Annotated in this window: 12 protein-coding genes; 10 read left to right on the forward strand and 2 right to left on the reverse strand. The window is 72.4% G+C overall.

Annotation, left to right across the window (positions count from 1 at the left end):
• From OUY22_RS19000 to OUY22_RS19025, 6 genes are all read left to right on the forward strand, one after another.
• Nucleotides 1-1,753, forward strand: a 1,753-nt coding sequence (locus tag OUY22_RS19000) for a hypothetical protein (RefSeq protein ID WP_270156362.1), incomplete at its 5' end; no start/stop codon positions are given.
• Nucleotides 1,754-1,947: 194 nt separating this feature from the next.
• Nucleotides 1,948-2,637 carry a response regulator transcription factor gene (locus OUY22_RS19005; RefSeq protein WP_270156363.1) on the forward strand — a complete coding sequence of 230 codons (690 nt, stop codon included), beginning with the start codon at nt 1,948-1,950 and terminating at the stop codon, nt 2,635-2,637.
• Nucleotides 2,634-4,061 (forward strand): HAMP domain-containing sensor histidine kinase, encoded by a 1,428-nt coding sequence (locus OUY22_RS19010; RefSeq protein WP_270156364.1) that lies wholly within the window; start codon nt 2,634-2,636, stop codon nt 4,059-4,061. The genes OUY22_RS19005 and OUY22_RS19010 overlap by 4 nt, the downstream gene beginning before the upstream one ends.
• Before the next feature lie 47 nt (nt 4,062-4,108).
• On the forward strand, nt 4,109-4,957 hold the full coding sequence (locus tag OUY22_RS19015; RefSeq protein WP_270156365.1) for a polyphosphate polymerase domain-containing protein: 849 nt from the start codon (nt 4,109-4,111) through the stop codon (nt 4,955-4,957).
• A gap of 6 nt (nt 4,958-4,963) precedes the next feature.
• The gene (locus OUY22_RS19020; RefSeq protein WP_270156366.1) at nt 4,964-5,641 is read left to right on the forward strand and encodes a DUF4956 domain-containing protein; all 678 of its coding nucleotides are present in this window, start codon (nt 4,964-4,966) and stop codon (nt 5,639-5,641) included.
• Nucleotides 5,638-7,197 carry a CotH kinase family protein gene (locus OUY22_RS19025; protein WP_270156367.1) on the forward strand — a complete coding sequence of 520 codons (1,560 nt, stop codon included), beginning with the start codon at nt 5,638-5,640 and terminating at the stop codon, nt 7,195-7,197. Before OUY22_RS19020 ends, OUY22_RS19025 begins: the two co-directional genes overlap by 4 nt.
• Before the next feature lie 58 nt (nt 7,198-7,255).
• Here OUY22_RS19025 and OUY22_RS19030 read toward each other — a convergent pair whose 3' ends face one another.
• The gene (locus OUY22_RS19030; protein ID WP_270156368.1) at nt 7,256-7,690 is read right to left on the reverse strand and encodes a helix-turn-helix domain-containing protein; all 435 of its coding nucleotides are present in this window, start codon (nt 7,688-7,690) and stop codon (nt 7,256-7,258) included.
• Nucleotides 7,691-7,945: 255 nt separating this feature from the next.
• Between OUY22_RS19030 and OUY22_RS19035 the strand changes: the two genes are divergently transcribed.
• From OUY22_RS19035 to OUY22_RS19050, 4 genes are all read left to right on the forward strand, one after another.
• The gene (locus OUY22_RS19035) at nt 7,946-9,064 is read left to right on the forward strand and encodes an acyltransferase family protein (protein ID WP_270156369.1); all 1,119 of its coding nucleotides are present in this window, start codon (nt 7,946-7,948) and stop codon (nt 9,062-9,064) included.
• Between the two features lie 116 nt (nt 9,065-9,180).
• Nucleotides 9,181-9,690: a PadR family transcriptional regulator gene (locus OUY22_RS19040; RefSeq protein ID WP_270156370.1), complete on the forward strand. Its 510-nt coding sequence runs from the start codon at nt 9,181-9,183 to the stop codon at nt 9,688-9,690.
• Nucleotides 9,687-10,379, forward strand: a complete 693-nt coding sequence (locus tag OUY22_RS19045; protein WP_270156371.1) for an ABC transporter ATP-binding protein — start codon at nt 9,687-9,689, stop codon at nt 10,377-10,379. The genes OUY22_RS19040 and OUY22_RS19045 overlap by 4 nt, the downstream gene beginning before the upstream one ends.
• Nucleotides 10,376-12,871, forward strand: a complete 2,496-nt coding sequence (locus OUY22_RS19050; RefSeq protein ID WP_270156373.1) for an FtsX-like permease family protein — start codon at nt 10,376-10,378, stop codon at nt 12,869-12,871. The genes OUY22_RS19045 and OUY22_RS19050 overlap by 4 nt, the downstream gene beginning before the upstream one ends.
• Before the next feature lie 152 nt (nt 12,872-13,023).
• Here the strand turns inward: OUY22_RS19050 and OUY22_RS19055 are convergent, their stop codons facing one another.
• A complete protein-coding gene (locus tag OUY22_RS19055) occupies nt 13,024-13,497 on the reverse strand; it encodes an RNA polymerase sigma factor (protein WP_270156374.1) in 474 nt (157 codons plus the stop codon).
• Nucleotides 13,498-13,652 lie beyond the last annotated feature (155 nt).

Here is a 13,652-nt window from a genome sequence, read left to right on the forward strand (position 1 = left end):
CGTCGCCGGCCGCACGGCCCCGCAGGGCTCCCGTCCTGGCGAGGCCACCGTCACCCGGCCGGACCCCACACCCTCGGGCACGAGACCCGTCACCCCGGACGGCGGCTCCGCCAGGCGGCCCGGCGACATCAGCGTGATCAACCATCGGACCCCCGCCGACACCCCTCCTGCCGCCGCCGGAGTCCGGCCGCAGGACGGCGCGCATCCCACCGATCACGGCGTTCCGTCCGCCGCCCGGGACGCCACCTCACCGCCACCGGCCCAGGCCGATCCGCGCACCACGTCCGCCGCGGCGCAGCTGAGGGATGATCCCGCCGCCGGCCACGGTGAACGCGCTCAGGGCGCGAACGAAGCCCGCCCGCATCCCGCGGACCCGGCCACGCGATCCGGCGTGCGCGACCACGGGGAGCCTGCGGGCGGTCACCGGGTGGCCGAGGCGTTCGGGACCAGGCCGCCCGCCGAGCCGTACGGGCCGTACAGAACGACGCCCGACGGGCCGCACAAACCCCCGGCCGAACGCGGGACGAGCCCGGACTTCGAGGCGTGGCGTCATGGGGACAGCCTGGCGCAGCGGGACGAGACCGTGGCCATCGCCCAGGCGCGGTGGGGCGGCGATGACCCGCAGGCGAGCGCGGCGCTGAAGGTGGCGTACGAGGTGGCGCGCGACTACCCCGCTCCCCTGCTCGTCAAGGTCGCGCAGGACATGTTGACGGACCTGCGGGAGGAGGTGGCGGCGGACCTGAGACAGCAGCGGCACACCAAGATCGTCTTTCTCGGGCGTGACGGGCACACGCTGGCCCTCGGCGTGCGGGCGCTGGACCCGGAGTTCTTCGCCGCGTACTGCACGGAGGCGGTCATCTCCCGGGCGGTCGCGGAGGCGGCGGTGCGCGACCGGGAGCTGTACAGCGGTGAGTCCTTCCCTCAGCTCGAAGGGTTCAGGTTCCGGAGGGCCGAGTTCGACCCGGCGGTGATCGAGGGCGCGGCACGACGACTGTCGCGGTACCTGCTCGACCAGGACATCCCCATCCAGTCGGCCAGGGCCGTGATCACCATCGTCGACACGGGCTACCGGGGCAGCGTGCAGGAGCTGCTGGCCGCCATCCACCCGCTGAGGTCCTTCCGGGGGCGCCTGGCCTTCTACGGTGAAAGCTCCAACGACCCGCACCCCGGGTCGAAGAGGGGCTATGTCATGCAGTATTCGAGGGAGAAGAACCCGGAGCCCTTCGCCGACGACATCCAGTACTTCACGATGTACTTCGTCGAAAGCACGCTTCACGGGCGGTTCACCAGCCCGCCGCTGCTCGACGAGACAGGGCCGGTACAACGGTTGCAGCGGTTCGAGCCGGACCCGTTGGGCGGGCTGAACCCGGTGCGGGTCTCGGAGCGCTTCCGCGACCCGGTGACCCGCGAGCTCGCCCAGGAGGTCGGCCTCACCGCCCTCAGGCACTACGCCGAGCGGATCGCGCTGATGATGGAGAGGGACGAGGACTGGCGCGACGAACTCGACCGCGGTATCGAGCGCTATCGGTCCCAGGTGCGGTCCTGGGTGCTCGGGCTCGGCCCGGACCCGCGGTTCGCCGAAGTCGCCGACGCCTTCGTCATGAGGGACGACGCGCAGGTGATCCGCATGCTGGCCGAGGCCGTCGAGCGCGCCCAGCTCCCTCCCGCGGAGGCGACGGCGCTGTGGCGGGCCTTCGACCGGCTCCCGAGCGTCGAGGCGAAGCGGGAGTTCTACGAGCGGTTCGTGGGGTGACCGCGTACTGAGGATCCACCGGCCTGGCTGGACCCTGATCCGGAAGGCACGCGACCATGAGGTGTGCTCATATCGTTCTGGTACGCCAATCCCGCCGCCCGCCGCCGGCGCTCTCCCTCGGCGGGTGAGGTCCGGGGAAGACCTGGGTGCGCCTTTCAGCGGGCTCTCAGGCAGGGGCGGTAACAAGTAGGCCCATGAACGCCAAAGTGCTGGTCGTCGACGACGAGCCGAACATCCGCGAGCTGCTCGCCGAGGCGCTGATGCTCAACGGCTTCACCGTGCGCACGGCGTCCAGCGGGTGGCGGGCGCTGGAGGCGGTGACGCGGGAGAAGCCCGACATCGTGGTGCTCGACGTGATGCTGCCCGACCTCGACGGGTTCGCGGTCGCCCGGCGGCTGCGGGAGCGCGGCGACAGCCCGATGGTGCTGTTCCTGACCGCCAGGGACGCGGTGTCCGACCGGATCGCCGGCCTCACCGCGGGCGGCGACGACTACGTGACCAAGCCGTTCAGCCTCGACGAGGTGGTACTGCGGGTCCGGGCGATCCTGCGCCGGGTCCGCCCGCCAGGGGAGCGCGCCGACGACGGCGTGCTGCGCTACGCGGACCTGGAGCTGGACGAGGAGGCATACCAGGTGCGCCGCGCCGGCCGGGCCATCCACCTGTCGCCGACCGAGTTCAGCCTGCTCCGCTACCTGATGGTCAACGCCGAGCGGGTGGTGTCCAAGGCGCAGATCCTCGACAGCGTGTGGGACTACGACTTCGACGGCGACAGCCGGGTGGTCGAGTCGTACATCAGCTACCTGCGCCGCAAGATCGACGCGCTCGGGCCCCCGCTGATCCACACCCTGCGGGGCGTCGGCTACCGGCTGCGAGGGCCGTCGTGAACCGGCCGTGGCCGCTGCGGCACCGGCTGCTGGCGGCGCTGCTCGGCCTGTCCGCGGCCGGGCTGACGGTCTTCGCGGTGGCCGGGGTGGTGCTACTGGACCGCTCGCTGCTGGCGCGGGCGGACAGCCAGCTGGCCGAGTTCGCCGACCGGGTGAGCAGACGCCCGCCGCCGGTCACCCCACCGCCGCACGAGGGCGGGGTGCAGGTGCCGACCCGGTTCGACGTGGCCGTCTACAGTCCGTCGGGGACGCTGCTGGAGGACGTCCCCACCGGCGCCCCCGACGGCCCGGACGTGCCCGCCGGGCTCGTGGCCGCGCCGCCGCGCTCCCCCTTCACCGTGCCGGGCAGGGACGGCGCGGGCGAGTGGCGGGTGCGCGTCGCCCGGCTGCCGGACGGCAACCGGGCCGTGGTGTCGATGTCGCTGGAGTCCAACCGTTCGACCGTGCGGGAGCTGCTGGTCATCCAGCTCGCGGCGGGCGCGCTGGTGCTGGCCCTGCTCGCCGCCGTCGCCCTGTGGGTGGTGCGGCTCGGGCTGCGCCCGCTCACCCGGATGGAGCGTACGGCCGAGGCCATCGCGGCCGGCGATATCGACCGCAGGGTCCCCGACAGCGACCCGCGCACCGAGACCGGCAGGCTCGGCACCGCCCTCAACGTCATGCTCGAACGCCTGGCCCGCGCGCTGCGCGAGCGCGAGCGCTCCGAGCGGCGGCTGCGCCGCTTCGTCGCCGACGCCTCACACGAGCTGCGCACGCCCCTCACCTCCATCCGGGGGTTCGCCGAGCTGTACCAGCACGGCGACGCCGACCGGGACCCGGTGGCCGAGCGGCTGCTGCGCCGCATCGAGAGCGAGGCCGGCCGGATGGGCGTGCTGGTGGAGGACTTGCTGCTGCTCGCCCGCCTGGACCAGGAGCCCGCCCTGGAGCTGAGCACGGTCGACCTGCACGTGCTGGCCGGTGACGTGGTCCACGCCGCGCACGCCCGCGACCGCGACCGGCCGGTCCGGCTGACGCTGTCCGACCGGCCGGTGCGGGTGCGGGGCGACGAGCAACGGCTGCACCAGGTCATCGCCAACCTCGTCGGCAACGCGCTCACCCACACCGCGCCCGGCACCGCCGTGCGGGTGACGGTCGGCCACGCCCGGGTCGGCCCGCCCGAGGGCGCCCACGCCGGCGCCGGGCCCGCGCCGGGCGCCGAGGCCGCGCTGGTGGAGGTGCGCGACGAGGGCTCCGGCATCGACCCCGAACACCTGCCGCACGTGTTCGACCGGTTCTACCGCGCCGACCCGAACCGCTCCCGCGCCCACGGCGGCACCGGCCTGGGCCTGGCCATCGCCGCCGCGCTCGCCGACGCCCACGGAGGCAGGATCGAGGTGACCAGCTCCGGGCGGGGCACCACGTTCCGCGTCCTGCTCCCGGCCGCGTGACCGCCGGCTCACACATTTCTCCCAGGTTCGCCGGGTCGGATGTGGGCATGCTGCACAGGTTTCGCCCGCCCGCGCAGAGCGGGGACGGGGGCCACCGGCTGCGGGCGCCGAGCAGGCTCCACGCCTTCAACCGGTACGAGATCAAGTACCTGGTCGACGCCGGCCTCGTGGACGAGCTGCGCGAGGAGCTGGAACCTCGGCTCGACCTGGACCCCCACTGCCCGGACGAGGGCTACGCGATCTGGAGCGTCTACTACGACACCCGGACGCTCCGGTTCTACTGGGAGAAGATCGAGGGCCTGCGGTTCCGCCGCAAGCTGCGCATCCGCCACTACGGCGACCGGTTCGCCGCCGGTGACGACACCCCCGTGTTCGTGGAGATCAAGCAGCGGGTCAACCGGGTCACCCAGAAGCGGCGCGTGCGCGTGCCGTACCTGGACGCGCTGCGGCTGTGCGACGGCCGCCGGATGATCTCCCACGAGCCGTCCCAGCGGGCCTTCCTGGAAGAGGTGCTGGACCTGGTCTGCCGCCTCGACCTGCGGGCCACCGCGATGACCGGCTACACGCGCCACGCCTACCTGGGCAGGGACGCCGACGCCGGGCTGCGGGTGACGTTCGACCGGCGGGTGCGGGGCCGCGACCGCGACTTCGGGTTCGGCGTCGACGCCGTCAACCGCTTCATCGTCCCGCCGCACAAGGCGATCATGGAAGTCAAGGCGAACGAGCGCGTCCCGTACTGGCTGACCGACCTGACCGCCAAGCGGAACCTTCAGGTGGTGCGGCTCTCCAAGTACTGCCAGAGCGTCGAGGCCCACGGGCTGGCGCCGCGCTCCGTCTTCCACGTCCCCGACCGTGATCTCGACCGTGGCCGGCAGGCCGCGCTCCCGGAGGCATGACCCCGTATGGACTTCTCTTTCCAGGACCTGTCCGGCACCTTCAGCGTCGCCGACGTCGCGCTCGCGATGACGCTGTCGTTCGTGCTCAGCGCCATGATCGGCTGGGTGTACCGGGCGACGCACCGCAACGTCTCCTACAGCCAGTCGTACGTGCAGACGCTGGTCGTCCTCGGCATGCTCATCTCCTTGATCATGCTGGTCGTCGGCTCCAACATCGCCCGCGCGTTCGCCCTGGTCGGCGCCCTGTCGGTGGTACGGTTCCGCAACGCCATCAAGGAGACCCGCGACGTCGGGTTCATCTTCCTGGTGATGGGCGTCGGCATGGCCGTCGGCACCCGGTTCTACCTGCTGGCGGTCGTCGCCGGGGTGACGATCTCGCTGATCATCTTGTTGATGCACCGGTTCAACTGGTTCCAGCTGAACGTGCGCCGCCAGGTGGTCAAGGTCCAGGTGCCCGCCGACGAGGACTACACCCCCGTCATCCAGGACGTGCTGATCCGGCACACCGACGAGTTCGAGCTGGTCAGCATGGAGTCGATCCGGGGCGGGGCGCTCACCGAGTTGATGTACACGGTCAAGATCAAGAAGGGTGGCGAGCCCGGGGACCTGATGGCGGCGCTGCGCGAACGCAACCACGGCCAGTCGGTCACGGTCCTGACCGGCTACGACCAGACCGACCTGTGACCCGGCTCCGGCACCGGATCCCGGTCAGCCTCCGGCAGAACTGGAAGCTCCTCGTCGCGGGCGCGGCCTTCCTCGGCGTGTGCTGGGGGGTGTTCGGCGGCGGCATGGTCCGCCCGTACGCGGTCTCGGTGTCCAGCACCTCGGCCGACACCGTCACCCAGGACGTCACGGGCACGAAGGACCTGTTCGACACCTCGGTCCCGCACGAGATCACGCTCACGTTCCGCGACGAGAGCTACCAGGACATGCTGGCCGAGTACGCCAAGGACGGCGAGAAGAAGTACGTCGAGGCGGACCTCACCATCGACGGCACCACGGTCCCGAGCGTCGGCATCCGGCTCAAGGGCAACTCGACGCTGCGGGGGCTCACCTGGCAGGGACAGCGCGTCACCCAGGGGCGGGGAGTCCCCGGCGGCGAGCGCCCCGAGGGCCCGCCCGGCGGCCGCGCGCGCCCCGAAGGACGGCAACCGCCGGACGGTTTCAACCCTCCTGAGGGCTTCCAGCCTCCCGACGGCTTCCGGCCTCCCGGGGAGGCCGACCAGCAGACCGGCGACCAGCAGGACGGACGCCAGGGCCGGCGGCGTGGCGGCCCCGGCGGCCCCGGCGGCTTCGGCGGTCTCGGTGCCGAGCTCAAGGCCGAGGAGCCGGAGAGCCTGCCCTGGCTGATCAGCTTCGACGAGTTCGTCGACGGCCGCCGCTACCAGGGCCACTCGCAGATCGCCGTCCGCCCCGTCACCGGCCAGTCGTCTGCCATGCTCAACGAGGCGCTCGCCATCGCCACCGTCGGCGCCGCGGGCGAACCCACCCAGAGCTACACCTACAGCGCGTTCACCGTGAACGGCCGCGCCTCCGCCCCCCGCCTCGTGGTCGAGTACCTGGACGAGGGCTACGCCGCGGACCTGGGCGACGGCGTGCTGTACAAGTCGCTGGCCACCGGTTCGTTCACCTACAAGGGCGAGGACCAGACCCGGTACGGCGACGACTTCAAGCAGGTGAACCAGGTCGGCGGCACGGACCTGCAGCCCGTGATCAACCTGGTCCGATGGGTGAACGAAACGTCCGACGAGGAGTTCGCCGCAGGGCTGTCCGCCCGCCTGGACGTGGAGTCGTTCGCCCGCTACGCGGCGCTGCAGCACCTCATGCTCAACTTCGACGACATGAGCGGGCCGGGCCGGAACTACTACCTCTGGTATGACCTGGGCACCCGCAGGTTCCGGGTCATCACCTGGGACCTCAACTTCGCGTACAACGGCGACGCCTCGACCGGCCCGCACGACAGCGTGGGCGGCTTCGGCGGCGGGATGATGGGCGGACACAAGCTGAAGGAGCGCTTCCTGGAGACACCCGCCTTCAAGAAGCTGTACGAGGAGCAGTACGCCGCCCTCTACCGCGAGCTCCTGGCCGGCGGCACCTTGACCGGCCTGCTCGGCGCCCTCGTCCGCTCCTACGAGCTGAACGACGGCGCCGCCCCCGTCGACTCCGAGGCCGAAAGGCTCCGCACCCTGCTGACCGAACGCGCCCGGGCGCTGAGCGCCGACGAGGTGATCACCCGCTGAGCCCCCCCGGGCGCCCCGCTCACCGATCCGTCCGGCGTCCCCGGACCCCATGAGCACCTCATCGCCGATTCTCCGGCGTCGAAGGAAGGGAATCGGCGAGGAGGGCTTTCAGGACCTCACGTCCGTTCCGGCAGGCATGCTCGGCCTGACCGAGCGCTTCGTGCGCGCGGACGAGCCCGTCGTGCGTCCGCGCGCGCTCGCCCCTCTCCGGCGCCTGCGCCGCCGGGGAGGGCTGGTCCTTCCCGGTGACCCGGGCCGCGCCATGAGCGACGGCCGCCATCCTCTCCCGTTCCGCATGGTCCAGGCCCAGCGCCTCGCCCAACAGCCGCAACGACGTGCTGCGGGCGCGCGGCAGCCCGCCCCCCTCCAACCGCCGTACGGTGCGGACACTGAGCCCGGAGCGCTCGGCCACGTCCTCCTGGGTGAGCAACGCCCGCTCCCGCCAGCGCCGCAGCATCGCCCCCAGCGCCCGATCCTGTGTCCCTCCTGACATGGCGTTTCCTGCCCTTCGTCCCCGGTCCGCTCGGCTCCGCAGTGGCCCCCCGAAGGCCGCGGGCCTCCTGCGGACAACAGTCCTCCACCGGCCCGGCGCGCGCATCCGCTGCCTGTCCAAGCCTGTGGTACTCCAGGCGAAGTAGTCGGGGCCGACAAGCCCGTCGCCCCGAAGCGGGGACCGTACTTCAGACCTACCCGCGCATGGCTCTCCAGGGCGACGCCGACCAGGGCCGGCGGTCCCTAGGTTCGCCCCATGGCATCCCTGCTGGCCCTCGCCCACCGGATCGACGGCGCCACGCCTCCGGACCGTGACCGCGCTCTCGACGGGCTGCGCGCGCTGGCCATCGCCGGCGTGGTGCTGGGTCACTGGCTGGTGACCGCGCTGGTGGTCACCGGTCACACGGTGCGGGCCGGCAGCCCGCTGCGGGCCGTGCCGGAGTTGGCTCCGGTGTCCTGGGTGTTCCAGACGCTGGCCGTGTTCTTCCTGGTGGGCGGGCTGGTGAACGCCCGCCGTACCGGTCCGTACGGCGCGTGGGTGAAGGCGCGGCTGACGCGGCTGGTCCGGCCGGTGGGCGCGCTCGCGGCGGTGTGGGCGGTGGCCGCGGGCGCGATGTTCGTGTCGGGGGCGGAACTGGAGACCGTGCGCACGCTGGGCAAGCTGGTCGTGTCGCCGCTCTGGTTCCTGCTGGTGTTCGCGCTGCTGACGGCCGCCACACCGCTGGTGTCCCGGCTGCACCCTGTGTGGCCGCTGGCCGCCGTGGCCAGCGCCGATCTCGTCCGGTACGGGCTGGGCGGGCCGTCCTGGCTGGGCTGGGCGAACGTGGTGGCCGGCTGGCTGGTGCCGTACTGCCTGGGCCTGGCCTGGGGCCGGCGCGGCCTGCCGCGCGGCTCCACCGGGTGGGCCCTGCTGGCCGGTGGCGGGCTGGCGGCGCTCGGGCTGGTGGTGTGGGGCGGATATCCGGCCGCCATGGTCGGGGTGCCGGGCGCGCCGGTGTCCAACCTCGACCCGCCCACCCTCGCCGCCGTCGCCTTCGGGCTCGCCCAGTGCGGCGCGGCGGCGCTGCTGGCCGGGCCGCTGCGGCGACTGCTGGCCAGGCCCGCCGCGTGGGCGGCGGTGGCCGTGGTCAACCTCTCGGCGATGACCGTCTTCCTCTGGCACCAGACCGCGATGATCGCCGTGACCCTCGCCGGCCTGCGGTTGGGCGGCCACCTGCCCGGCCTGCACACCGTTCCCGACGGGCTCGGCTGGGTGGCGGCGCGGCTGGCCTGGCTCCCGGTGTTCGCGGCCGTGCTCGCCCTGTGCTGCCTGCTCTTCCGTGTGTACGAGCGATCTCCCGCACAAGGGCCGGGCCGGAGGATGGAGCGGCGATAAGGGCGCTGCGGTCGGATCTGTGGACCACGGCGAGCGGGTCGCCGGGTACGCGGAACGCCGTGTTCCCGCGCCGGACCGCTTGAGTGGGGCATACTGCGTATGCATACTTAGTACTCATGCCGGTCAGACATGGGCTTCTCGCCCTGCTCAGCACGGGACCTCGGCATGGCTACCAACTGCGGGTCGAGTTCGAGGCGTCCACCGGGGTGACCTGGCCGCTCAACATCGGGCAGGTCTACACCACGTTGTCGCGCCTGGAACGCGACGGCCTGGTCGAGCCGGGTGAGTCGGACGACCAGGGCCGGGTCGTCTACACGATCACCACGGCCGGCCGGCAGGAAGTGGAGCGATGGTTCGGCACCCCGGTCGTCCCCTCCGACAGGCCGCGGGACGAACTGGTCATCAAGCTGGCCATGGCCGTCGCGGCCAAGAAGGTGAACGTCACCGAGGTCATCCACACGCAACGCACGGCGACCATGCAAGCCCTTCAGCAGCTGACCAGAGCCAAGCGAGCCGCCGCCGAAGGCACGGCCCAGCGGCTGGTGCTCGATTCCATGATCTTCAAGGCCGAGGCCGAGCAACGGTGGCTGGACCACTGCGAGGCCGTTCTGATGGAGGAACGATGACGTTCGTACGGCTGGCCGAGGTGGCCAGAGTTCACGGCGAAGGGGCGACAGCCGTGCACGCGCTGAAGGGGGTGAGCCTTGAGGTCGGCGTGGGGGAACTGGTCGCGGTCATGGGCCCGTCCGGGTCCGGCAAGTCGACCCTGCTCAACCTCGCGGGCGGGCTCGACCGGCCCACGTCGGGGACGGTGCACGTCGGCGAGCAGGACCTGGCCACCGTGCGCGACCTGGCGGCGCTGCGGCGCCGCACTGTCGGCTACGTCTTCCAGGACCTCAATCTGATCCCGTCGCTGACCGCGGTGGAGAACGTGATGCTGCCGCGCGAGCTCGACGGCCTGCGCTCGAACCGGGCCCGGCAGGAGGCCATGGCCGTGCTGGCGGAGGTGGACGGAGAGGACCTGGCCGACCGCTTCCCCGAGGAGCTGTCCGGTGGCCAGCGTCAGCGGGTCGCGATCGCCCGCGCCCTGGTCGGTGAGCGGCGCCTGCTGCTGGCCGACGAACCGACCGGAGCGCTCGACACCCGCACCGGCGACGAGATCCTGCGATTACTACGGGCTCGCTGTGACGCGGGCGCTGCGGTCCTGCTGGTCACCCACGAGCCCCGCTACGCCGGCTGGGCCGATCGTGTGGTGTTCCTCCGCGACGGGATGATCGCGGACTCCACGAACGTCTCCCTGGAGAGTGCCCGATGAGCGCCGCTCGCGCCGCGCTGCGCATCGCCCGCCGGAGCGCGTGGCGTTCCCGGGGGCGAAGCGCCCTCATCATGGTGATGATCGGCTTGCCCGTCTTGGTGATCACGGCGATTCTCACCTTCATCGCGACCGCGACGGTCAGCGGGCGGGAGGGACTGGTGGCCGAGCTCGGCGCGGCCGACGCCCGCCTCATGCAGGCGCCCGCGGGTACGGTGCTCCGCCAGGAGCCGAACGGGGCGAGCTGGGACACGAGCGGTGAAGCGGCCGCGCCCGAGCGCGACGTCGCCGAGGTGGCGGCACTACTCGGACCGGGCACCCGGTTGATCCCCTTCAACGCCGGAGCGCTCCGGCTGGGCGCCGGACGGGTCGACGCGCTGGAGACCGACCTGCGCGATCCCCTCACCAGGGGGATGCTGACGCTGACCGAGGGCAGGTTTCCCTCCGTCGGCGAGGTCGCGGTGACCCCCACGTCCGGCCTGCGGCCCGGTGATCTCCTGCGCTCGCCCGGCGCGGCGCCGCTGACGGTGGTGGGCGTGGTCGAGCACCCGCACCGGCCGTCGCTCCGACAGGTCGTCGGTCCTGATCTCCCCTTGCTGCCGTTGGACGGATTCTGGTCTCCTGGCGAGTACGGCACCGGATGGCTCGCTGACACCCCCGAGCCGGTGACCTGGGCCGACGTTCCCGCGCTGAACACGGCCGGTCTGTACGTCACGTCCCGCGCCATGATCTTGGACTCCCCAGGCGCTCCGGTCCGTTCCTTCCCTTCGGAGGTCCAGAACACGGTCGGGCTCGGCGCCATGGTGATCATGGTAGTGCTGGAGATCGTGCTGCTGGCCGGGCCGGCCTTCGCGGTCGGGCTCCGGCGACGGCGGAGGGAACTGGCCGAGATCGCGGCGCAGGGCGGCTCGGCCGGGCACCTGCGGATGATCGTGCTGGCCGACGGACTGGTCCTCGGCGGTGCGGCCGCGCTCGTGGCGACCGTGCTGGGCATCGGGGCCGGAGCTCTGGCCACCCCGATCGCGGCGCGCTGGGGAGGACAGGCCGGCCCGGTGGACGTGCCGTGGACGCCGGTGCTGGGCGTGGCCGCGCTGGGCCTGATCGCCGGGATCGCGGCGGCGCTGGTGCCCGCCGTGCAGGCGGCTCGGCAGGACACCGTGAGCGTGCTGGCCGGCCGCGGGCCCGCCACGGCCGATCGGCCCGGATGGCCCCTGGCCGGGGCCGCGCTGGTGCTGGCCGGGCTGGCGGCGACCGTGGTGGCGCGCCGCCAGCCGGGCACCCTCTGGGTGTGGGCCGCCGCGGTGCTGGTCATGATCGGCCTGGTGGTGCTGACACCATGGCTGGTCCGCTTCACCGGGCGAGCGGCCACCCGGTTGCGACTGCCGCTGCGGGTGTCCGTCCGCGACGCGGTTCGCCACCGATCCCGGACGGCGAGCGCCGTGGCGGCCGTCATGGCGGTCACGGCCACGGTCGTCGCGGTGGGCATCGGCGCGCAGAGCGAATACCTGGACCGGCGTAACGCCTACACCTCGGCGCGCCCGACCGGCATGCTGGCGATCTGGGGCGGCACCATGTCCGATGGCGCCTGGGGCGACCTTCGCGCGGAGACGGCCCGGCGGTTGCCAGGAGTGCCGCTGGTCGCCGGCTACCAGGCCCGGGACACCCAGGGCCGCCGCTACGCCTTGCGGTACACGGTGCGATGGAACGGGATACGCACGCGTCGCAGCGCGGCCATCGGCGACCAGGCTCTGCTCAGGCTCCTGCAAGGGCGTCACGATCCGCGGGCGGCCGCGGCGCTGGCGAGCGGCAAGGCCGTGGTGTTCGACGCGGCCGCGGTGCGCGACGGCAAGCTCACGCTGCGGGCCGGCTCCACGTCCGGCCCCGCGCGCAAACTCGAGGTGCCGGCGGTCCTGGCCACACCCGCCGACGAGCACCAGGGCGGGGCCCTGCTGCCGCGTGCCCTGGTCGAACAGGCCGGTTTCGCGACCGCGGAGCGTCAGCTCTACGCCATGCATCGGCTGCCGGCCGACTCCACGCTGTGGCACGATCTCACCGAGGTGACCCCCCGCGTCAAGGTCGCCTTCGAGGAGGGCTATCGCCAGGTGCCCAGTCCCGGCCTGTGGAGCTGGCTGGTGGGTGCCCTTGTCCTCGTCGTCGGCGGCACGCTGGCCGCCACCGGTCTGGCGTCCGCCGACATGCGGCCTGAGCGCTCGACGATGACGGCCATCGGCGCTCCGCCGGGAACGTTGCGGATGATCGTGGCAGGCCAGGCTCTCTACATCTCCGGGCTCGGCGCGTCGGTGGGGATGGTCGCGGGAACGGTGACGGGCGTGGCGCTGAGCCGGCCGATGACGACGCACGGCGCCGGGGATCCCGCCACGCTCGCCATACCATGGCCGTTCATGATCGCCGTCGTGGTGGGGTTGCCCGTTCTGGCGACCGTGGTGGCACTGATCCCAAGGGCCAGACCGTCCCTCGCCCCCCGGCGCCTGTGACACAGCCGACCTCGGCCGCCGCCCGGCGGCGTTGATCACGGCGATGCGGGTGGTGACCGGCTGGCCGGTGCCGCCCCTCAGGAGCCGAGCGACCCGCCGCTGAAGGCACAGCCCAGCGGCGGGTCGCTCGACATGCCGGTCTTCAAGGCCGCTCACATCCGACGTCCGGGCAGTTCCGGTCGGTCGTCGGTCCAGCCGATCGCCTGGTACGAGGTGGAGAGCCGCAGCTCTGCCTGCCGCCCGTTCGCAGCCAGTGCCGGCAGTTCACGATCACTGTCGGCGAGCATGCTCATGGCTTCGTCCACCCCGGGTTGTTCACTGTCGTGGGAGCGGGCGGCGTAGAGGTGTTCGATCTCCTCGGTGAGCTCGGTGTGCCGGGTGAGCCTGCGCCGCTCGCTGCGACGGTGATTGGCCAGGACCCGCCGGGCCACGCCGTACAGCCACAGCTTGCCGGCCTCGCCGTCGGGGAACTCCGCTATCCGCTGCCAGGCGATCACGGAGGTCTCGGTGACGACGTCGGCGGCGTTCTCGGGCGAGGAACACCGCCGCACGGCGTATCCGAGGATCTGTTCATACGTTCGCCGGTAGACCGCCTCGAACCGGGACCGGTCGTCTTGTTCACTCACGCGTCATCCTCGTCAGACCTTCCGTAGCTCGGGGCTTTCACCTCCTACGTGTCCGCGGGCGTCGGCGGAATGCCATGCCGGGCAGGGCAATGGACCCGACCGGCACGCTTCCGCCTCCGGCCCCTGAGTCGCCGTGCAGCGTCCCGCGATCCCGC

This window comes from Nonomuraea corallina (genome assembly GCF_027620315.1).
In the GTDB taxonomy this organism is placed as follows: domain Bacteria; phylum Actinomycetota; class Actinomycetes; order Streptosporangiales; family Streptosporangiaceae; genus Nonomuraea; species Nonomuraea corallina.